Source organism: Celeribacter sp., assembly GCF_048261515.1.
Lineage (GTDB): Bacteria > Pseudomonadota > Alphaproteobacteria > Rhodobacterales > Rhodobacteraceae > Celeribacter.
Map to the genome: position 1 here is coordinate 1 of NZ_JBLXFZ010000012.1, position 22,021 is coordinate 22,021.

Below are 22,021 nucleotides of genomic sequence, written 5' to 3' on the forward strand. Positions count from 1 at the left end.
CCGGCTGCCTCCACCCAGCCCCATCTCGAAGAAGCGTGAGATCGCCTCGTGGCGAAGATCATGGAAGTGCAGATCTTCAATGCCGAGAATTTGGCATGCTTCCGTAAAGAGGCGGCTGACTGTATCCGGGATATATGGGAAAATACGGTCTTTGTTGTCGGGCATAGACATGATTAGTTTCATGCCCTCTTCCGTCACCCACGTCTCGACGTCGTTTCCCTGAGTTCGGCGCGGATGTTTCATATTTCGAATAGTTAGACGGGCTTTTTCTCGATCTATGTCTTCCCACGGAATGCGACATAGGGCTTCCTGACGATGGCCAAGAGTTATCGCGCCTCCTATAACTTTGTGCATCGGAACACGTCGTGGGTCAGCACGATACCGGTCGAGGAAGTGGGTCAGCAGCTTATCGAGTTCGTCCATAGTAGGGCGACGGTTTCGTGTTTCTGATCGTCCAATCATGCGCTGGTGTTTTAGTGTCCTCATAGCAACCTCGAACGCTGCAATGGGCATGTCGACTTTACTGATTGGACCGCCGTAAGAAACCACTGTCCGCAGAGTTGCCATATAGCTGTTTACTGTCTGCGGTTTCCGGGGTTTCAGTGAGTAATGCTCGGGACAGTCCACCAGAGGGTCGGCTGGCGGTGATTGGACCCCGTTCAGAAGGTCCTGAGCCAGGCGGAAAAAATCGTGTTCATCGGTCTCCTCAACTGCCAGTTTTCCAAAGTCGAGGCGCTGGAGGTATGAGAGGTTCGCCGACTTGGTCTTGCCGAACCCTTCAGATAAAGCATCACAATAATCTTGAATCACGTCCGCCCATGTTTTGCGTTGCCGAGCAGCAACCGCGCGGTCGAGTGCGCCTTTGACTTTCAGGTCTCGCTCTGTCTTCTTCATCCACCGTTCAGCAGCCTTGCGACTTTTAAAGGTGTCGCTAAGGGTAAGAACTACCTTCCCTCCCTTTTTCTTTCGGATCACTGCAGTGAAACTTTTCCTGCCGTCTTTCTTCTGGCGCGCCATGATGGTACCCATTCGGGCCTCCTTTCGGGCAATGGTTGTCGATGTTTTGGAGATGGAACCAGGCAGCGTGTGCCGATAGGAACTTTGTCCAGGGTTCGATATGTCTCATCGGAGATCTTGGGGGAGACCTCGCTTTTGTGTCGTGACGGCGATGTTCTGGAGGCGTTGGAGAGCGGTGCAACAATTCGGGTTCGGTGCAACATTTTGTTGCACCACCCCCAAAAACGGGGGCAAAAGGCCTCGAAATAGAGAAGAACGGGTCAGGGAGCCATGAGCGCAGAGCCAATAAAAAAAGAGGTTTCAGTCGTTCGGAGGGCTTCTCGTCTATCCGTGGCACCCATGATGGATTGGACGGATCGCAACTGTCGTTATTTCCATCGGCTGATGTCTCGGCGGGCGTTGCTTTATACGGAAATGGTGACGGCGCCTGCCTTGGTGCGGGGTGGTGCTGTGCATCTGCTTGATTTCAACGCCGAGGAGCATCCCGTTGCGGTGCAGCTTGGCGGTTCGGACCCGCGCGAGTTGGCGGAGGCGACGCGGATGTGTGTGGATCACGGCTATGACGAGGTGAACCTCAATTGCGGCTGCCCCTCTGATCGGGTGCAGTCGGGCACCTTCGGCGCGATCCTGATGACGAAGCCCGAACTTGTGGCGGAGTGTGTAGCGGCGATGCAGGAGGCGGCGGGGGATGTGCCCGTGACCGTTAAATGCCGCATCGGCGTGGATGACCAAGACCCCGCGCAGGTGCTGCCCGACTTCCTTTCCAAGATGGCGGGAGCAGGGGTGACGCGGGTGCAAATCCATGCGCGCAAGGCGTGGTTGCAAGGGCTGTCGCCGAAGGAGAACCGCGATATTCCGCCGCTCGACTACCCGCTCGTCCACGAGATGAAGGCGCGCTTTCCCGCGATGCACCTGTCGGTCAACGGTGGGATCTCCAGCCTCGATCAGGCGTTGGAGCATCTTGAGGTGATGGACGGGGCCATGATCGGGCGGGCGGCCTATCACCAGCCTTATGACACCCTCGCCGAGGTTGACAGGCGAGTGTTCGGCGAGACAGGAGACACGCCAAGCCGCGAGGAGGTGGTTTTGCGGATGGAGGACTACACGGGGCGGCATCTGGCGGCGGGCGGCAAGCTCGCGCAGATCACGCGGCACATGCTTGGCCTTTTCGCGGGCCAGCCAGGTGCGCGGCGGTGGAAGCGGGTGCTTTCGGAAGGTGCGCATAAAGAGGGCGCGGATTTCGCTCTGGTGCGTGAGGCGCTACCGTCACGCGAGGTCTGAGCGGTTTCAGCTCAGACAACCCCAACAAGTTTTCCCAACTGAAAAGCGCCCCCGATTTGGGGGCGCTTTGCTTTCTCTTTGTCGTGGAGTGCGAGGCTATTCGGCGGCTTTGATGTCGCCGCTGGAGGAGGATGTGTCGCCCGCCTCATCACCTTTGGTCTCGCCCTTTTCTTCCTGCGCGCCACCCTTGCTTTTGGCAGCAGATTTGCGGCGTTTGCGCTGCGCTTTGTCAGCCTTGGCCTGTTCCGTCTCTGAGGCGTCCTTTTCCTCCACGTCCTCTTGTGGCGTAGAGGTGTCGGGCTTGGAGGCTTCTTCCGTCTCATCCGTCACGGGGGCGTCTGCCACCTCGGGCTCATAGTCGGGCGATCCCCAGCTTCCTGGAGCAACGCCCCAAACGAACTCGGGGTTGCGCGCACGGCGGGCCTCGCGTTGCAGGCGGTGGTCGCGTGCGGTGCGTGAACGGCGGCCCAGAGCAGTGGCCAGCATCATGCCCGCCCGATGGATGATCACCCAGAACCAGACGCGCAGCGCCAGCATGGCGGGGGTGAAAACCAGCGTCAAAACGGTGGCAATGCCCAGACCGAAGACCACGGCGGAGGCAAGGTTGGTCCAGAACTGGGCCGTAGGCGAATTGATCGTATAGCCGCCGCCGATGAAATCGAGCGAGAGCGCGAACATCATGGGTGCCAGACCCGCCATCGTCGTGATGGTGGTCAGCAGAACGGGGCGGATACGGTCTTCGGCGGTGCGCACGATGGCCTCGATACGCGGCATGTAGCGGGCGTATTCCTGATAGGTGTCGATCAGAACAATGTTGTTGTTCACCACGATCCCTGCCAGTGCCACGATACCCGTGCCCGTCATGATCATGCCGAATGTCATGTCCATTACGAGAAGGCCGACCAGAACACCTGCGGTCGACATGACCACGGCGAGCAGCACCAGCACCGAGTTATAGAACGAGTTGAACTGCGCCAGCAGGATGATGAACATCAGCGCGAGAGCAGCGGCAAAGGCTTTGCCAAGGAAGGCACCCGTTTCCTGCTGCTCCTCGTCGTCGCCTGTCCATTCCCACGTAACGCCATCGGGCAACTCGGCTTCGGTCTCCAACCATTCGGTCAGCGTGGCGATCCGCTCGGTGGGGGTGATCGTGACGCCATCCTCGGTTTCAAGGCCAGGGTCCACGGCCGCTTTCACGTCGTAGTAGCGTTGCTGATCTACGCGGTCGATCTGCGCCAGTTTTGCCACGGGTTCGCGGGTGATGAAGTTGGACAGAGGCACAAGCCCGTCGGCGGTGCGCACTTTCAACGTGTCGAGGGTCGAGAGGGTGCGGTCCTCCTCGGGGAAGCGGACGCGGATTTCGACCTCTTCGTCGGAGCTGTCAACGCGCATGGTGTCGAGCAGGATGCCGCGTGTAACGAGCTGGATCATGCCGCCAACCGTGGCCACGTTCGCGCCGTAACGGCCCGCCTTTTCAACATCCACGTCGATTTGCCAGTCAATGCCCGGCAGGGGGCGGGTGTCTTCGATATCGGCCAGACCTGTGGTGGTCTCGTATTTGGCGCGCACGATTTCGGTCGCGGCGTCCAATGCGTCCCAATCATCGCCCTTGAGGCGCAGGTGGACAGGTTTGGCCGAGGCGGGGCCCATAGCGAGGCTCTGGATTTCGGTATAGATGCCTGGAATTTCGGCAAGGCGTTCGCCCAGTTCCGCCAGCACAAGATCACCGTCGAACTCGTCGGCGACATGCGTGTTGCGCCACGGGATGAAGCCGAGCAGCTTTGTCTCTTCGGTGGTGGTCGGGCGGTCTTCCCACGGGATCAACTCGACCTGCACCTGACCGATGGTGTCGGACGGGCCTGCGGCTCCGCCCGTATTGGCGTTGAGCCCGCCTGCGCCTGCGAAGGCAAAGGCGTTGTCGACGCCGCGTTGGCTGAGAACGACCTCTTCGACCTGCGCCACAAGTGCATCCTTTTCGGCGACTGAGAGGTTGCCGCGTGCGCGCACGTAGACGATGGCCTGTTCAGGCTCGGAGGAGGAGAAGAACTCCACGCCCTTGTTGTTGGCCCCGTAGTAGACGAAGACCGACCCCACGGCGCCCAGCACAGTAACGATGACGACCAGCGGCATGACGGGGTTGCCCGCGATGGCCCAAGTGAACCAGCCAAAGGGGGAGCGTTGGTAGCCCGCGGCCACCTTCTTTTTTGTGCGCTCGATACGTGCCGCCGACAGGGTAATGCCGAAAAGGGAGGCGGCGACGACGAACATCAGCGGCCCGACGAAGGGGCCGATGGGTGAGGCCGCAAGGGCAGGGGGGGCGATATAGGATTTGTTCACCGATTGCATCAGCGCGATGAACACAAGGTAGCCCGTTGGGATCGCCAGCAGGAAGCGAAACCAGTAGGGCGTGGTGCGGCGCAGGCCCGCGGATATGCGGTTGAAGACACGCGCGATCCGCCCCGAGACGCCCCCCATGACGGGCAGGTAGATCAGAGCCACAATGAGCGACGCGCAAAGCACGAAGATAATCGTGACGGGCAACATCCCCATGAATTCTCCCGCCACACCCGGCCAGAAGAGCATCGGCAGGAAGGCGCAAAGCGTGGTGGCTGTCGAGGAGACAATCGGCCAGAACATGCGTTTGGCAGCCTCCACGAAAGCGGTCATCGGTCCTTCGCCCTCGCGGATTTTCTTGTCGGCAAACTCAACCACGACGATGGCGCCATCGACGAGCATGCCAACCGCGAGGATCAGGCCGAACATCACGATGTTGGAAATGGTGATGCCCATGATCCCCAGCAGAATGAAACACAGCAGGAAGGACGTCGGAATTGCAAAGCCCACGAGCAACGCAGACCGAATGCCCAACGAAGCCAGCACGACGATCATGACCAGCGCAACGGCGGTCATGACCGAACCTTCGAGCTGGCTGACCATCGACTCCACCTGACGGGACTGGTCGTTGGAGGTGCCGACTTCGATCACCTGCTGCAGGGCATCGGGCCATGTAGCGACTTCCGCCTCCACCGCCGCTTTGACGCTGTCGACGGTGTCGATGATGGGAAAGCCTTTTCGTTTGACGATTTGTAGCGCCACGGTGGTTTCGCCGTTGAAACGTGCCGTGCCCTCGCGATCCTCGAACGTCACGCGGATATCGGCCAGATCACCAAGGGTGATCACGCTGTCGCCGTTGACCTTAACGGGCAGTTCCATCACATCGCGCTGGTCTTTGAAGCTCGACGGGATCTTGATCGAGAAGGTGCCTTGATCGGTTTCGACTTCGCCGGCGGCGACAAGCTGGTTGTTGCTGGTGACGACGGCGACCAGTTCCTGCGCGGTGACGTTGTAGGCCTCAAGCAGAAGCGGGTCGATGACCACCTCGACCATCTCGTCGCGCTCGCCTGTGAGCTGGGCTTCTAGCACAGGCTCCAACGATTCGAGGCGGTCCTGCATCTGCTTGGCGTAGCTCACCAACGTGCGTTCGGGCACGGGGCCCGTGAGGTTGACGATCAGGATCGGAAACTCGGAGAAGTTGATCTCGTTGATCGAATAGCTGTCTGCGCCTGCGGGAAAATTGGCCTCCACGCGACCCATGCGGTCACGCACATCGGCGATGATCTTCGTCTTGTCCCAGCCGAATTCGAACTGCATCGCCAGACCGCCATAGCCCTCGGCGGCCGTGCCTGTCATGACGTCCAGCCCGTCGAGGTCGGACATCTCGGTTTCCATCGGCTCCACAAGCAGGCGCTCGGCGTCCTCGGCGGAGATGCCGGGGAAGGGCACGGAGATGAAGAGCGCGGGGATCTCGATGTCGGGCTCGCCCTCCTTGGGAAGACCAACGTAGGCCGCGCCGCCCGCAATCAGGGTCAGCGCGATAAAGGCCATGATCATGCGGGCGCGTTCGCCCGCCCAGTCGACGATACCCGTCATTGGGAAATCTCCTCGAAGTGCGGTTCGACCAGAACACCTGAACGCACGTATTCCTGACCGACCGTGATCACGTCAACCTCCTCGGGGAGACCCGTGACCCAGACGCCCTCGCGCGTGTCGCGCACGACCGAAACGGGGACAAAAGCCACGCGGTTGTCAGCGTCCACGATGCGCACGCCGAGCGCGCCCTCGTCATCGAGCGTCAATGTGGATTGCGCAACGAGATGGGCCAATTTGCCCTCCGAGCGCACAGCCATTTCAACGGTCTGACCGTCGCGGATGGCGAAATCGGGGTTGGGGACTTCAACTTCGACGCGGAAGGTGCGGGTGGCGGGGTCGGCGGAGCGCGACAGGAAAGTGACGCGGCCCGTGACTTCCTGTCCCGAAATGAGTTGCGCGCCTGCCAGCGTGCCGACCTCGATGCGATCGACCTCCGCTTCAGGGGCAAAGCCCACAAGTTTGATCGGATCAAGCTGGATCACCGTGGCGCAGACGCTGCCAGGTTGCATTAACTGGCCCAGTTCGGCTGTGTCGCTTTCCAGAAGTCCTGCGAAAGGGGCGGTGATCGTGAGGTTTTCAATCTCGTTTTCGGCCTGCGCCTGCGCAGCGCGCGCGGCTTCGACAGCGGCTTCGGCGGAGAGAACAGCCGTTTCCGACGCATATCCGCCCTCGGAGAGTTTGCGCGCATTGGCCAGCGCTACTTCTGCCTCTTTCACGGCGGCGCGGGCTTGCGCCAGTGAGGCGGAGCGGGTGCCTGCATCCAATTCGCACAGCATCTGGCCCTCATCCACGTAGGCCCCTTTGCGTAGCGGCGTGGATATCACACGTCCTGATGTCTCGGCAGCCACCTGAATGGAGCGGGCGGCTTCCGTTTCGCCGCGCAACACCACGGCGCTATCGAGTTCGCGCGCAACCGAGTGACGGGCGACGACCTTGATGGCGGCGGTTTCACCCTTTTCGCGTGCGGCGGGGGGCGTGGCGTCAACCTGCGTTTCTGCGGTCTCGCCGCCTGCCTGTTCGGCGGCAGGGTCGGTGCCTGCGAAATCTTTCACGGCGTCGCGTTCAAAGACAAAGAAATAGATGCCAGTGACGACGAGGAGGGCAGTGATAATGGAGGCGATGCGCATGGCGTGTCTCGTGTGTCCGTTTATTCGTCCGCGTGGGAATGTGCGCGGCTCTATATTCGTTACGTTGCTCGTCGGCGACTGGATGTGTTTTCACATGTCTTTTCGCGGTCGCCGCGGAGTGTGTGATGCGTTTGATATGACGTTAATGTGATTAACATTGGGGCCAAGATGGGGCTGTCCAATGGTCATGGCAAGGTGTGGGTGTATTTTTCCCTCCACAATTGGCCAAATCCGCTAAAGCCACGGGGCAATTGTCGGGTTTCGATGCGCCTGTGCGCGAAAAATACGTCACACAGGAGCGATCCTTGGCAGGTTTCCTTCGCAGTTGTGGTTGCGGGATGTGCAGAATTCAGAGCATTGGTCGTGCAACAATCCTCACAAGTGAACCGTTTGGTTTAGCTATAGGGGAAGCTTTTGCAGCACTCAAGAGTGGAATGTGGGTCATTTGACGGCACTCATAACCGCGCGTTCGGGTTTTCGAGGCCTGCGCGCTATTCGGGCACGTCTATCAATAGTGTGGCGCAGGCGTGTTGCGGCCCCTTGGCATTGCCGCCCTCTTCGGGGTAGAAGTGGCGCAACAGACGTGAACCGAAGAACAAAGACGGGGCCATCCGTGAGCAACACCGACAGTTTCATCGACGAGGTGACCGAAGAGGTCCGCCGCGACAAACTCTACGCCACTTTGCGCAAATACGGCTGGATTGGCGTTGTTCTTGTGGTCGGCATTGTTGGCGGTGCGGCGTTTAACGAATATAGCAAGGCCAAACGGGCCAATGCCGCGCAGGCGGCGGGGGATGCGATCACGGCGGCATTGGGTGCGTCCGAGGCTGCCGAACGCGCCGAGGCTCTTGGCGCGATTGATGCTGAGGGCGGTCCGCGTCTTCTGGCCGAGATGATCCGCGCGGGCGAGCTTTATGCCGCCGGCGATGCGGCGGGTGCGATTGCCGCGCTTGCCCCTTTCGTGGGTGATGCGACGCTTGATGCGGGTTACCGCGATCTTGCCGTGCTGAAAACGGCGATGATGGGCGCGGGCGAGATTTCCGTGGACGAGCGCATTTCCATGCTGGCGGGCATTGCCGCACCTCGTGCGCCTTATCGCCTTCTGGCCGAAGAGCAGATCGCCGTGGCTCAGGTTGAGGCGGGTGATGTAGATGCCGCTATTGAAGGCTTGCGCGCGATTGCTGAAGACGGTGGCGCATCGCAGGGCTTGCGCCAGCGCGCGCGACAGATGATTGTGGCACTGGGTGGCGACCCCGTTGCTTCGGCCGATGGCTGAGGTCGTATGCGCACAAGGTGAAATGATGTCGGCAAAAGCGCCGAATGCGAGGGGGGGTTCATGACCGCACTGACCATGACCGCACAGGACAAGACCACAGGGGCATCGAGCCTACGCGCACAGCGCGGCTCACGTGGCCGAATGATTGGCGGTGTTGCCGCACTTTGTTTGCTGCTGGCAGGCTGCACGGGCAACAAGGATGTGATCCTCTCTGGCCAAAGGCTCGATCCGCGCACGGGCGAACCTGTGGGACAGGTGGGGCTTGAAGCCGCATCTGCGCAAGAGAACACCACCCGCAAGATCAATATGGGCAAACAGGTCAGCCGCTCGGCATGGACACATGTTGGTGCTGGGCCGGGCCATGATGCCGGGCACAACGCTTTCACATCGGGGACGCCGACGCTTGCATGGGCAACACCCATCGGCACGGGCGACAATCGCAAATACCGCCTTTCCACCACGCCTGTTGCTGCCAATGGGTTGGTTGTGACGCTTGATGCGAAAGCAACCCTAACCGCCGTTTCGGCCAGCGCGGGCACACCCGTGTGGTCGGTCGATCTGACGCCTCTGGGCGAGCGGGCGGGCGATGCCAATGGCGGCACACTGGCCATCGACAACGGCACGGTCTACGCCACGACGGGCTACGGCGAGCTGGTTGCGCTTGACCTGACCTCGGGCGGGGTCAAGTGGCGTCAGAAGATCGATGCGGCGGGCGCTTCGGGCGTCACTGTTTTTGAGGGCGTTGTCTATGTGACTGGCGCTGATGGACGTGCATGGGCGGTAGAAACCGACGACGGGCGCGTGCGCTGGCAACTTTCGGGCACCGAAAGCGTGACTTCGCGCATCGGAGCCGCAACCCCTGCGCTCACGTCTAAATATGCGATTTTCCCCTTCGCTTCGGGCGATCTCGTCGCGGCCTTCCGTAAGGGCGGGGTGCGCGCATGGTCGGCCAGCCTCGCAGGCTCGCGCAAAGGCGTGGTCTACGCCGAGACTTCCGACATCACCGCTGATCCCGTGATCAAGGGCGATACCTTCTACGTCGGCAACCAAGCGGGACGTTTCGGCGCTTTCGCCGTCGAGGGGGGCGCGCGCATCTGGACCGCCTCCGAGGGTGCCTATAGTCCGGCGAGTGTTGTCGGCGGTTCGGTCTTTATCGTCACGGACCGCAACGAGTTGGTGCGCCTTGATGCCTCCAACGGGGAACGCATCTGGGGCCAGCAACTGCCGCTCTACACCACCGACAAACCGCGCAAGCGCAAGGGTGTCTACGCGCATTACGGGCCCATTGCTGCGGGGGGACGCCTTTGGGTGGCTTCCTCGGATGGCGCTCTGCGCGGGTTCGCACCCGAAAGCGGTCAGCTCGTCACACAAATCGCCTTGCCCGCACCCGCCGCTTCCGATCCGATCGTGGTGGGCGGTGTGATGTATCTGTTGTTGGCAACGGGCGAATTGGCTGCATTGCGCTAGGGCACGGGCCATTGCGCGGGGTTTTGCTTGCCAAGCGGCCCCGAACGGGTATATCGCGCGCACTTGCCTGACCTGTCGGGTTAATCTCTTTTCAGGGCCGTCCTCGCTATGCGCGGGCGGCTCCAGCCATCGGGCCCTGTCCCACGGGAGTGTTCCATGAGTTTCTCGCTCGCCATCGTCGGCCGTCCAAATGTGGGCAAATCGACGCTCTTCAACCGCCTTGTCGGGCGCCGTCTGGCCTTGGTCGATGACCAGCCTGGCGTGACGCGCGACCTGCGCGAGGGTGAGGCGCGTCTTGGCGATCTGCGGTTTACCGTGATCGACACTGCGGGTCTTGAGGAAGCAACCGACGAAAGCCTTCAGGGGCGGATGCGGGCGCTGACGGAACGTGCGGTCGAGATGGCCGATGTTTGCCTGTTCATGATCGATGCGCGTGCGGGTGTTTTGCCCGCCGACGAAGTCTTTGCCGATATTCTGCGCAAACGCGCCAAACATGTCATTCTGGCGGCGAACAAGGCCGAGGGGAAAGCAGGCGAATCCGGTCTTCTGGAATCCTATTCTCTGGGGCTCGGTGATCCGCTGCGTCTTTCTGCCGAGCATGGCGAGGGGATGCCTGATCTCTATACCATTCTCGAACCGCTGGCCTCCCAGTTCGACGAGCGCGCCGCCGAGGAAGCGCCCGAGGTGGATGTGGCGCTCACCGAAGAAGAGGCCGAGTTGGGCGAAGAGGGCATGGAGCAGGGCGCCTCGCGCGACTTCACCCTCGACAAGCCGCTGCAAATCGCCGTGGTGGGCCGCCCGAACGCGGGCAAATCCACGCTGGTGAACAAGCTTCTTGGCGAAGACCGCCTGTTGACGGGGCCAGAAGCGGGCATCACGCGCGACGCGATCTCGGTGACGATGGACTGGGACGGGTTGCCTGTTCGGATCTTCGACACCGCAGGGATGCGCAAAAAGGCCAAGGTGCAGGAAAAGCTCGAAAAGCTCTCCGTGGCCGACGGTCTGCGTGCGGTGAAATTCGCCGAAGTCGTCGTCGTTCTGCTCGATGTCTCGATCCCGTTTGAACAACAGGATTTGCGCATCGCCGATCTCGCCGAACGCGAGGGGCGGGCCGTGGTCGTCGCGGTGAACAAATGGGACGTGGAGACTGACAAGTCGAACAAGGCGCGTGAGTTGCGCGAAGAGTTCTCCCGCCTTCTGCCGCAGTTGCGCGGGGCCGATCTTGTCACCGTGTCCGCCAAGACGGGCAAGAATCTCGACAAGTTGCAAGAGGCGATCCTGCGCGCGCACCAAGTCTGGAACCGCCGCGTCCCGACCTCCAAGCTCAACAACTGGCTGCAAGCCATGACCGAAGCGCATCCGCCCCCCGCACCGGGCGGGCGACGCATCCGCTTGCGCTACATGACGCAGGTAAAGGCGCGGCCACCGCAATTCGTGGTGATGTGTTCCCACCCCGACGAGTTGAATGCCTCTTATAAGCGCTATCTTGTCAACGGGTTGCGCGAAGATTTTGACATGCCTGGCACGCCGATCCGCCTTTTCTTCCGTTCACAGGCGGAGAAGAACCCGTTCAAGAACAAGACGAAATCGACCCCCTCGCGGTTGCGTAAACACCTCGGAAAAGAGCGTCCTGACGCCCCCAAGGTGAAGAAGCAGCGCCCGCCGAAACGGTAGGATTTCGAGTATTTTGACAGCAAAGTAGACGCGCCGAGGGAGACTTCGGCGCGTTTTCTTTTGCGCGTGTCAGATGTCGAGGTCTACCCAGATCGGCACGTGATCGGAGGGTTTCGCCTTCGCCCGCGTATAGGCGTCGATTTCGCAGGTCACGAGGTGGTCGGCGGCTTGTGGCGAGAGCAGGAAATGGTCGATGCGGATGCCGTCGTTCTTGTCAAAAGCGCCGCCTTGGTAGTCCCAAAAGGTATAGGTCTCGGGCGCGGAGTTGCGCACACGCAGCGCATCGGTAAAGCCCAGAGCCACCAGGCGGCGGAAGGCGCGGCGGCTCTCGGGGCGGAACAGTGCATCCTCGCGCCAAGCGTCAGGGCGTTTGGCGTCCTCGGGCTGCGGGATCAGGTTGTAATCGCCCGCCATAAGGAAAGGTTCTTCCAGCGCCAGAAGCTCCTTGGCACGCGCTTCTAGCCGAGCGAACCATTTAAGTTTGAAGTCGTATTTGGACCCCGCCACGGGGGTGCCATCGGCGTTCAGATCGACGGGGTTGCCATTGGGCAGGTAGAGGCCGCACACCCGTAAGGGCGTGGTCTTGCCCATCACGGTGGCCTCGATATAGCGGGCCTCCTCGTCATCCTTGCCGTCACGTCCGTTGCCTTGCGCACCCGCCAGCCCGCGAGTCACATCCTCAAGCGGCAGGCGGGAGAGGATTGCAACGCCGTTGAAGCTCTTTTGCCCATGGGTTTCAACGATATAGCCCATGTCCTCGAAGTGTTGGCGAGGGAAGTTCTCGTCGACGGATTTGATCTCTTGGAGGAGCACCACATCGGGTTCGGCCTCTTTCAGCCAGTCGGTGAGCGCCTCGATCCGTGCCTTGATCCCGTTGATGTTGAAGCTGGCGATTTTCATGAGCGGCCCCCGTTTTTCTGGCACCATACGCAGGGCGCGGGCGGGAGGGAAGGGCGGATCAGCCGCGTGTGGCGATCTCGCGGCCCGCTGCCGCCGCCGAGGCCCACGCCCATTGGAAGTTGTAACCGCCGAGCCAGCCCGTCACGTCCACCACTTCTCCGATGAAGAAGAGGTTGGGGAGGGTTTTCGCTTCCATCGTCTTGGACGAAAGTGCGTCCGTGTCCACGCCGCCAAGGGTCACTTCGGCGGTGCGGTAGCCCTCCGAGCCGACGGGTTTGAGCGTCATGGCGTGAATTCTGTCTGCCAGAGTGCGCAAGGTGGCATCGGACTGATCGGCGAGATTGCCCGCAAGGTTGGCGCGTTCTGCGATGGTTGCGGCGAGTTTGGCGGGCAGGATCGTGGCCAGTGCCGTGGCGGGTGCTCGGCGCCCGTTCTCGCCACGTGCCTCTTTGAGCGCGGCGAAGGCATCTCCCTCGGGCAGAAGGTCTACCGTGATCGGATCGCCCTCACGCCAGACAGAGGAGATTTGCAGGATTGACGGTCCCGACAACCCGCGGTGTGTGAAGAGCAACGCCTCGTCGAAACGGGTGCCATTGGCGCTGACACGCGCGGGGAGGGCTGTGCCTGCAAGCGGTGCGATCCAGTCGAGTTCTTGCGGCGCGAAGGTCAGCGGCACGAGGGCGGGGCGGGTTTCGGTCACAGGTAGGCCGAAATCCTCCGCGATCTGGTAGCCCAGTCCCGTTGCCCCCATTTTAGGGATGGATTTGCCGCCCGTGGCCACGACGAGGTGGCGGGCGGTGACTTTGCGGCCTGACAGGGTGAGGCGGAACGCGGTGCCGTCATGAGCGACCTCGTCCACGGTGGTCTGGAGCGCAATTTCCGCCCCGCGTGCCTCGCGTAAGAGCATGTCCACGATGGCCTGCGATTTATCATCGCAGAACAGTTGCCCGAGGGTTTTCTCGTGCCATGTGATGCCGTGATCGGCCAACAGGTCGATGAAATCCCATTGCGTGTAGCGTGCCAGTGCGGATTTGGCGAAGTGCTTGTTGCTGCTGAAGAAATTTTCAGGCCCCGCGTAGAGGTTGGTGAAATTACAGCGCCCGCCACCCGAGATGCGCACCTTTTCGGCGGGGCGTTTGGCGTGATCGACGACCAGAACAGAGCCGCCTTGCGCCGCCGCGAACTTGGCACAGAACAACCCCGCCGCACCTGCGCCGAGGATGATTGTGTCGTAGTGGGTGTGTTGTGCGCTCATGCGCCTGATGTGCCGTGAAACGGGCAGGGGCGCAAGGGGCGCGCGCTACATCAACCTACATCGAAAACGAGGTGCCGCAGCCGCAGGAGGCTTCGGCATTGGGGTTGTCGATGACGAACCGTGCACCGATCACTTCTTCGGTAAAGTCGATCACGGCGTTCTCAAGGAAGGGCAGGGAAACAGGATCGACCACGACCAATTCGTCGCCCTTGGCTAGGCGGATGTCGTCCTCGGCGGGGGTGTCGAGCGAGATGTCATACTGGAAACCCGAACAGCCGCCGCCCTCGACAGCGACGCGCAGCGCCTTGTCCTCGCCTGTGATCTCTTTGATCTCCTTGAGGCGGGCGAATGCGCGGTCGGTCACGGAAGGGGGCAGGGCGAGAGACATGTGCAAATCCGTTGGTTGGTGCGGTGTGGTTGTGCCGTTGATGTGGCGCCAGTTCCGAAACCGTCAAGTCTTTGCGGGAGAACGGTTTGTGGCGCGGCTTCGTGTTGAATATAAGGGGAGCAAGACGCGCCGACAAGATGCGCGAATTGGGATACCCCCGTTTGCGGGGACAGATGAGGACACGCCATGACGGGGCTGTTGAAACCCTATGCGAGCCAGCCGTTCGAAACACGCGGGCGGCTGTATGACGAAAAACTCTCCACCTTCCGTTCGCCATTCCAGCGCGACCGCGACCGGATCATCCATTCTTCGGCCTTCCGCCGCCTCAAGCACAAGACGCAGGTCTTCGTCGAACATGAGGGCGATTACTACCGCACGCGGCTGACCCATTCTATCGAGGTGGCGCAGGTGGCGCGCACGATTGCGGGGGCTTTAGGGCTGAATGAGGGATTGGCGGAGGCGATTGCGCTGGCCCATGATCTTGGTCATTCGCCTTTCGGCCATACGGGGGAAGATGCGCTGGAGGTGCTGATGGCGCCTTATGGCGGGTTCGACCACAATGCGCAGGCGCTTCGCATCGTCACCAAGCTCGAAAAGCACTACGCCGATTTCGACGGGTTGAACCTTACGTGGGAGAGCCTTGAGGGGATTGCCAAGCATAACGGGCCGATCATCGGGCCGAACGCCGACCCCAAGAAGCACCCCGAAGGCGCGCCGCTTTCCTATGCGCTCAAGGAGGTGAACGATCAGTTCGATCTCGAACTTCATACCTTCGCCAGTGCCGAGGCACAGGTCGCCGCGATTGCTGATGACGTGGCCTATAACCACCATGACCTGCACGACGGGTTGCGGGCGGGGCTTTTCACGGCGGAGGATCTGATGGGGTTGCCGCTCACCGACCGCGCCTATGCGGAGGTGGATGCGCTCTATCCGAGCCTTGAGACCTCGCGGCGTGACCATGAGGCGCTCAGGCGGGTGTTTGGCTATATGGTCGAGGATGTGATCGCCATCGCCACCAACCGCCTTGAAAGCGCGCAGCCTGAGACGGCGCAGGATATCCGCGACATGGATCGCACGATCATCCGCTTTTCCAAACCCTTCTTCCAGAACCTCAAGTCGATCAAGAGCTTCCTGTTCAAGCGGATGTATCGCGCGCCCACGGTGGTGAAGGAACGCAAACGCGTGACAGCGATGGTGAACGCGCTATTTCCGCTCTTTATGGAACGGCCCGAATTGCTACCCGAGGAATGGACGCAGGAAGTGGCCGAAGCGCGCAATGATACCGAACTGGCGCGGATCGTGCTTGATTATGTGGCGGGGATGACAGACCGTTTCGCCATTCAGGAATACGAGCGTCTGTGCGGCACGCCGCGCACGCTCTGAGGTCCGCTCCATTCGAGGGCGGGAACAGAATAAATGGGAGAACGGCGATGGAAAAGCGCGAGATCGGGGCGACGGGGGTGTATCTGACGCCGCTGGGCTTTGGCACATCGGGGCTGGGCGATATGCCCGACACCTATGGGTATTCGGTGGATGAGGCACGGGCGCAAGACACGGTGCGTGCGATTTTCGACGGGCCTGCACAGCTCATCGATACTTCCAACAACTACGGTCAGGGACGCTCCGAGCAGCGGGTCGGCGCGGTGATCAAGGCCGATGGCCTGCCCGAAGGGTTCACGCTCTCCACAAAGCTTGATCGCGACAACGCCACAGGGCGGTTCGACGCGGCACGCGCATGGGCCTCGCTGGAAGAAAGCTGTGAACGGCTTGGCGTCGATGAGATCCCGCTGCTCTTCCTGCACGACCCCGAACACGCCCGCGATCTGGGCGAGATCGAGGAGAAGGGCGGGGCGCTCGACGCGCTCTTCGAGATGAAGGAGAAGGGCCGTGCAAAGGCTGTGGGGCTGGCCATGGGGCGGCTCGACATTATGGAGCCTATGCTGCGCTCGCGTCCCTTCGATGCGCTGATCTCGCACAACCGTTTCACGCTGCTCAACCGTTCCGCTGCGCCGATGTTCGACTATGCCGCCGAACAGGAGATTGCCGTGATTAATGCCGCGCCCTTTGCGGGCGGGGTTCTGGCCAAGGGAGCCGAGGCCTTCCCGCGCATCAGCTATCAGGAAGTCGGGGAGGAGAAACTTGCCCCCGTGCGCCAGATCGAAGCAATTTGCGCGCGTTTTGGTGTGCCTGTTGGCGCGGTGGCCTTGCAATTCTCCATGCGTGACCCGCGTGTGACAACGACGCTTCTGGGCGTGACCAAGCCTGAGCGCGTTGCTCAAGCGCTTGACTGGGCGGCGGTCGGGATCCCTGATGATCTGTGGGAGGCGCTTGGGGAGGTCGGTTCTGCGACCAGCGACCCCGAGGCTGACCGCGTCTACAAAAACGGCTGATCGTCCGCGCACGGACATCACGAATGATCTTCCCAAGCGAAAGGCGCGAGTGACATGGCAACGGAAGTGGTGACGGGGGGGCTGGCGCCCGTGGAAGCCTTTGCTCTTGTGGGCGCGCTCGGTGTGGGCGCGCAATGGGTGGCGTGGCGCCTGCGCCTGCCTGCGATCGTGGTGATGCTGGTGGCGGGGCTGATTGTGGGCCCTGTGCTGGGCGTTTTTGATCCTGCCCGCGACATCGGTCCGATTGTGCAGCCGCTTATCTCCATGGCGGTGGCCGTGATCCTTTTCGAGGGCGGGCTGACGCTGGAACTGAGCAAGCTGGGCGATGCCCGCAACGGGGTGAAGCGCCTCGTTTTGATCGGCGCGCCTTTGGGCTGGGCGCTCTCGGCGGCAACGCTGCATTGGGGGGCGGGGCTTGGCTGGGAGGCCTCAGCGGTCTTTGGCGGCATCATGGTCGTCACGGGGCCAACGGTGATCGCGCCGCTTTTGCGCACCGCCAAACTCAGTCGCCGCCCCGCCAACCTCTTGCAATGGGAAGCTATCGTGAACGACCCTATCGGGGCGCTTGCAGCGGTGCTGGCTTTTGAATTTGTGTTGGTCTACCGCGATGCGGCGAGCCTTTCGGAAGCGCTCGGCGCGCTGGTCGCAGGCGTCCTTGTAGCATCGCTGGTCGGGATCGCGGCGGGCTTTGGTGTCGCGCGCGCCTTCCGCAACGCATGGGTGCCCGAATACATGAAGGTGCCCGTGCTATTCGTCGTGATGCTCGTGGCCTTCGCCATGCCCGACATGCTGCTTCATGAAAGCGGACTTCTCGCGGTGACAGTCATGGGGCTGGTGATTGCCAATTCCGATCTGCCGTCCTTCGTCGAGTTGCGCCGTTTCAAGGAACACGCGACGATCCTGCTGGTGTCGGGGGTGTTCATCCTGCTGGCCGCCTCGCTTGATTTCGCCTCGCTGGGTCAACTCAACTGGCGCGCGGGTCTCTTCGTGGCGCTCGTGGTGCTGGTGGCGCGCCCGCTGACGGTGCTTTTGTCGCTGCTGGGCACGGATATTCCGAGCAAGGAACGCATTTTGATCGCCTTCACAGGGCCGCGCGGTGTCGTGCTGGTTGCTGTTGCGGGGCTCTTTGGCGAGCGTCTGGCGGCGGCGGGCGTGGTGGATGGGGCCGTGCTTGGTCCGCTGGCCTTCCTGCTGGTGGCGGTGACGGTGGTGATCCACGGCTTTTCGCTGGCGCCATTCGGCCGTTTCCTTGGCCTTGCGCAGACAGGCACGCCAGGTGTCCTCGTGCTGGGCGGCTCGCGGTTCTCCACCGCGCTTGGCGAGGCGCTGACCAAGGCGGACGTGCCCGTGCTCATCGTTGATCCGAACCACGCGCGTCTTGTGCGGCCGCGGTCGGCGGGGCTTGATGTCTTTTTCGGTGATGTTCTCTCCGAGGCCGCCGAACATTCGCTAGAGGTACTGAGCTATCGCACCATCATCGCGGCCACGGAGAACGACGCCTATAACACGCTTGTGGCCACCGACCTTGCCCCCGAGTTCGGGCGGGACCAGACGTGGCAGATCGCGCGGCACCGTGGCGAGTTGGCGCGACACGCGCTGCCCTCGCAATTGGGCGGGCGTCCCTTCGGTGCGGGCAAGACATTCCGCGAGTTGGAAGACCTGATGATCGCGGGGTGGAAGATCTCGATCACGCGGCTTTCGGAGGAATACACCGTGCACGATTGGGCCGAGGCGCGCGAGGGCGGCATCCTGTTGGGCTACCTTGGCGATGATGGCGGGTTGATGCGACTGACGCCCGACGAGGTGGATGCGCTCTTCCCCTCCTATGCGGAGGCGGCGATTGACAAGATGCCAGAGGACCGCCGCGAGAAAGCCCGCGAGGCGCTCAAGGCCCGTCTCACGGAAGCGCGTCGTAGCGCCGCGCAGGCCAAGGTCGGCGCGGGGGTGCGTATCGTGGCGCTCGTCCCGCCGCGAACGGAGGCTGAGGCGCAGGCCAATGGCGATCAGAAGTCCGACCGTCCCCGTCCTGTGGGCAAGCTGCCCTGAGAGTGCCATCTCGCCGCTGCCCCGTTGACGTGACCGTCCCGCATGTTAAACCCCGCCTTGCCCCGCCGATGGGGCCAGACGTTTGAGGAATGACACTATGAACCTGTTCGCCGATATCCGCGCTCTGGTGCTCGACAGTCTCGATGCACTGGTCTCCGAGGGCACGTTGCCCGAGGGCCTCGACTACGCCAATGTGGCCGTCGAGCCGCCGCGTGATCCGTTGCACGGGGATATGGCGACCAATGCCGCGATGGTGCTGGCCAAGCCCGCCAAGTCCAACCCGCGCGCCATTGCCGAGGCTCTGGCGGCCAAGCTGGGTGCGGATGCCCGTGTCGCAAGTGTCGATGTGGCAGGGCCGGGGTTCATCAACCTGCGGCTTGATCCTGCGGTCTGGGGCGGTCTGATCGAGACAGTTCTGGGCAGCGAGGGCTATGGTCGCTCCGATCTGGGGCAGGGGCGCAAGGTCAACGTCGAATATGTCTCCGCCAACCCCACGGGTCCGATGCACGTGGGGCACACGCGTGGCGCGGTCTTTGGTGACGCGCTGGCCAGCCTTCTGGCCTATGCGGGCCATGACGTGACGCGCGAGTATTACATCAACGACGGTGGCGCTCAGGTCGATGTACTCGCCCGTTCCGTTTACCTGCGCTATCTCGAACAGCACGGCAAAGAGGTCGAGTTCCCCGAAGGCACCTATCCAGGTGACTACCTCGTGCCCGTGGGCGCGGCGCTCAAGGAGAAATACGGCGACAGCCTCGTTGACCGTCCCGAAGAGGAATGGCTCGCCGATCTGCGCGTCTTTGCGACCAATGCGATGATGGACATGATCCGTGCCGACCTGAAAATGCTCGGCGTCGAGATGGACCATTTCTTCTCCGAAAAGTCGCTCTATGACACGGGGCTGATCGAAAGCGCCATTGAGGAGCTGCGTGAGAAGGGGTTGATCTATCGTGGCACTTTGGAGCCGCCCAAAGGCAAGATGCTGGAGGACTGGGAGCCGCGCGAGCAGACCCTTTTCCGCTCCACCGCCCACGGCGACGATGTGGACCGCCCGATCCAGAAATCGGACGGCGCATGGACCTATTTCGCCCCCGACATCGCCTATCACTATGACAAGGTGAAACGCGGCTTTGACGAGATCATCGACATTTTCGGCGCCGACCACGGCGGCTACGTCAAGCGGATGAAAGCGGCGGTTTCCGCGCTCTCCGATGGCAAGGTGCCCTGTGACATCAAGCTGGTGCAACTGGTGAAGCTCTACCGCAATGGCGAGCCGTTCAAGATGTCCAAACGTGCGGGCACCTTTGTGACGCTCAACGATGTGGTCGACCAGGCGGGCAAGGATGTGACCCGTTTCATCATGCTCACCCGCAAGAACGACGCGCCGCTCGATTTCGATTTCGACAAGGTGCTGGAGCAGTCTAAAGACAACCCAGTGTTCTACGTGCAATACGCGCACGCTCGGGTGCGTTCGGTGCTGCGTAAGGCGCAAGAGCAGGGGATTGCGCTCACCGATATCCCCGTGATCGAAGATGCCGCCGAACTGGCCGTGGCCAAGAAGATTGCCGACTGGCCGCGTCAGGTCGAGATCGCGGCCAAGGCGCACGAGCCGCACCGCATTGCCTTCTACCTCTATGACCTTGCCTCCGAATTCCACGCGCTGTGGAACAAGGGCAACGACAATGTTTCCTTGCGCTTCCTGCAAGATGACGCGGCGGCGTCGGCGGCGAAAATTGCCCTGCCGCGCGCCGTGGCCGTTGTTATTTCGCAAGGTTTGGGTATTCTGGGTGTGACCCCTGCGGAAGAGATGCGCTGATAAAAGCGCACGTTTGCAGAGGGTTTTGATGGGGCATGTGAGGCGAGCGTAAAGTGCCAACTTCACATGTTGCATTAAGAGCAGTTCATAACCCGCTGAAAATAAAGGCGGGACGAGGTTGGCGGATTTGCCTGCGGCGATTGTCGTGGCGCGGGTCCAGTCGATCCATAGACGTTGAGGCGCGTTAAGATGCAGGACTATATAGATCCACACGGGCGCAGTGCCCCTCATGTTCCGACCTCCCGCGATGGAGGCTATGCGCAGGCTGGTGCCGGTTATGGCGCGCAGCAAGGCGGCGGACATCCTCACATTCCCGCGCAACCTGTCGCGCATATGTCGCACACGGCGGCGCAGGCAGCCCCGCAGGGTGGCTATCAGCAGCAAGCCGCTCCGCAAGCGCCCGGCTATCATGCCCAGCCTACACAAGCGCAGGCTTCTCACTATGCCGCCCTGCAAGGTTTCGCGCCGCAGGGTTATGGTGCGGCGGGTCAGTATGCTCAGGGATATGACAACGGGCATGACGGGTATAACGACGGTTTCGCCGGCGATGACGCTCTTGCCACTGACGATCGGGATATGAGCGGTATGCCCCGCCTTGGCTTTGCGCAATGGGCGGGGGCGACGGTTTCTTTGGCGTTAATCGTGATGATTGGCGTTTGGGGCTACAAGCAGATGGTGCGTGATGTGTCGGGCGTTCCTGTGATCCGCGCGCTTGAGGGCGAGGCGCGGGTAATCCCCGACGATCCGGGCGGACAACTGGCTGTGCATCAAGGGCTCGCGGTGAACACTGTGACCGCTGACGGCTCCGCCGCAGCTCCCGCCGACAGCCTCACACTTGCCCCGCGTCAGATCGGCTTGACGGATGAGGATCTGCCTATGGGCACGATTGCACCCGCAACGTTGACCGCTGTGGAAGATGCCGAAAATACAAACCCTTACGCGGAAGAGCTGACGCAGGTCGAGCCGACATCGGCTCCCGTCAATCCTGACGTAGACGCCATGCAGGAACTCGCCGCCACTGAGGCAGACGCGATCGAGACCATGCCCGCTGCCTTCATCTCGCCTTTCCCAACACCGCGCCCCGCGCGCGCCATCAAACTGGCCTCGGCTGATGGCGGTGCATCGCTTAACGGCGTTGCGGGAGATATTCTTGCAGCCGTGGGGGTAGTCGGTGAAGTCGACGTTGCCGCCGTGCCCGCAGGCACCGCCGTGGTGCAGCTCGGTGCCTTCGCCCAACAGGAGGCCGCGCGGTTGAAATGGGACAGTCTGGTCGATCAGTTCTCCGATTTCATGGAGGGCAAGCAGCGTATGATCGTTGAAGCCAGCGCGGGGGGCAAAACCTTCTACCGCCTGCGCGCTGTGGGGTTCGATGGCATAGAAGACAGCAACCGTTTCTGTGCCGCGCTTGACGCGATGAATGCCTCCTGCGTCCCCGTGGTTGTCGAATAAGGCGC

The 22,021-nt window shown here is 61.7% G+C and carries 15 protein-coding genes; 9 read left to right on the top strand and 6 right to left on the bottom strand.

The window, feature by feature from the left end:
- Positions 1 to 1,029, bottom strand: a 1,029-nt coding sequence (locus ACN0SC_RS16015; protein ID WP_417250699.1) for a tyrosine-type recombinase/integrase, incomplete at its 3' end; no start/stop codon positions are given.
- 327 nt (positions 1,030 to 1,356) lie between these two features.
- Here ACN0SC_RS16015 and dusA point away from each other — a divergent pair.
- Entirely contained in the window at positions 1,357 to 2,298 is a 942-nt protein-coding gene (gene dusA / locus ACN0SC_RS16020) for a tRNA dihydrouridine(20/20a) synthase DusA (RefSeq protein WP_417250700.1), read from the top strand.
- Positions 2,299 to 2,394: 96 nt separating this feature from the next.
- On the opposite strand, the gene ACN0SC_RS16025 is transcribed toward dusA, so the two are convergent.
- Entirely contained in the window at positions 2,395 to 6,228 is a 3,834-nt protein-coding gene (locus ACN0SC_RS16025) for an efflux RND transporter permease subunit (protein ID WP_417250701.1), read from the bottom strand.
- Positions 6,225 to 7,355: an efflux RND transporter periplasmic adaptor subunit gene (locus tag ACN0SC_RS16030; protein WP_417250702.1), complete on the bottom strand. Its 1,131-nt coding sequence runs from the start codon at positions 7,353 to 7,355 to the stop codon at positions 6,225 to 6,227. The genes ACN0SC_RS16025 and ACN0SC_RS16030 overlap by 4 nt, the downstream gene beginning before the upstream one ends.
- A gap of 613 nt (positions 7,356 to 7,968) precedes the next feature.
- On the opposite strand from ACN0SC_RS16030, the gene ACN0SC_RS16035 reads away from it, so the two are divergent.
- The 3 genes from ACN0SC_RS16035 to der all read left to right on the top strand — a co-directional run bounded on the left by ACN0SC_RS16035 (position 7,969) and on the right by der (position 11,772).
- On the top strand, positions 7,969 to 8,631 hold the full coding sequence (locus tag ACN0SC_RS16035; protein ID WP_417250703.1) for a tetratricopeptide repeat protein: 663 nt from the start codon (positions 7,969 to 7,971) through the stop codon (positions 8,629 to 8,631).
- A 60-nt stretch (positions 8,632 to 8,691) separates the two neighbouring features.
- Complete coding sequence (locus ACN0SC_RS16040) at positions 8,692 to 10,098, top strand: PQQ-binding-like beta-propeller repeat protein (protein ID WP_417250704.1); 1,407 nt, start codon at positions 8,692 to 8,694, stop codon at positions 10,096 to 10,098.
- Positions 10,099 to 10,254: 156 nt separating this feature from the next.
- The gene (der, locus tag ACN0SC_RS16045; protein ID WP_417250705.1) at positions 10,255 to 11,772 is read left to right on the top strand and encodes a ribosome biogenesis GTPase Der; all 1,518 of its coding nucleotides are present in this window, start codon (positions 10,255 to 10,257) and stop codon (positions 11,770 to 11,772) included.
- A 69-nt stretch (positions 11,773 to 11,841) separates the two neighbouring features.
- On the opposite strand, the gene xth is transcribed toward der, so the two are convergent.
- Genes xth through ACN0SC_RS16060 form a run of 3 tightly spaced genes read right to left on the bottom strand, consistent with a single transcriptional unit; the run spans position 11,842 to position 14,315 of the window.
- The gene (gene xth / locus ACN0SC_RS16050; protein ID WP_417250706.1) at positions 11,842 to 12,672 is read right to left on the bottom strand and encodes an exodeoxyribonuclease III; all 831 of its coding nucleotides are present in this window, start codon (positions 12,670 to 12,672) and stop codon (positions 11,842 to 11,844) included.
- Between the two features lie 58 nt (positions 12,673 to 12,730).
- Entirely contained in the window at positions 12,731 to 13,927 is a 1,197-nt protein-coding gene (locus tag ACN0SC_RS16055; protein ID WP_417250707.1) for an NAD(P)/FAD-dependent oxidoreductase, read from the bottom strand.
- Positions 13,928 to 13,982: 55 nt separating this feature from the next.
- A complete protein-coding gene (locus ACN0SC_RS16060) occupies positions 13,983 to 14,315 on the bottom strand; it encodes a HesB/IscA family protein (RefSeq protein WP_417250708.1) in 333 nt (110 codons plus the stop codon).
- Positions 14,316 to 14,510: 195 nt separating this feature from the next.
- Here ACN0SC_RS16060 and ACN0SC_RS16065 point away from each other — a divergent pair, with 195 nt between their 5' ends.
- The 5 genes from ACN0SC_RS16065 to ACN0SC_RS16085 all read left to right on the top strand — a co-directional run bounded on the left by ACN0SC_RS16065 (position 14,511) and on the right by ACN0SC_RS16085 (position 22,016).
- Positions 14,511 to 15,698 (top strand): deoxyguanosinetriphosphate triphosphohydrolase, encoded by a 1,188-nt coding sequence (locus tag ACN0SC_RS16065; RefSeq protein ID WP_417250762.1) that lies wholly within the window; start codon positions 14,511 to 14,513, stop codon positions 15,696 to 15,698.
- Positions 15,699 to 15,745: 47 nt separating this feature from the next.
- Positions 15,746 to 16,705, top strand: a complete 960-nt coding sequence (locus tag ACN0SC_RS16070) for an aldo/keto reductase (protein ID WP_417250709.1) — start codon at positions 15,746 to 15,748, stop codon at positions 16,703 to 16,705.
- Positions 16,706 to 16,759: 54 nt separating this feature from the next.
- The gene (locus ACN0SC_RS16075) at positions 16,760 to 18,751 is read left to right on the top strand and encodes a cation:proton antiporter (protein ID WP_417250710.1); all 1,992 of its coding nucleotides are present in this window, start codon (positions 16,760 to 16,762) and stop codon (positions 18,749 to 18,751) included.
- A 97-nt stretch (positions 18,752 to 18,848) separates the two neighbouring features.
- Entirely contained in the window at positions 18,849 to 20,567 is a 1,719-nt protein-coding gene (argS, locus tag ACN0SC_RS16080) for an arginine--tRNA ligase (RefSeq protein WP_417250711.1), read from the top strand.
- A gap of 189 nt (positions 20,568 to 20,756) precedes the next feature.
- The gene (locus ACN0SC_RS16085; protein ID WP_417250712.1) at positions 20,757 to 22,016 is read left to right on the top strand and encodes an SPOR domain-containing protein; all 1,260 of its coding nucleotides are present in this window, start codon (positions 20,757 to 20,759) and stop codon (positions 22,014 to 22,016) included.
- The last annotated feature ends 5 nt before the right edge of the window (positions 22,017 to 22,021 follow it).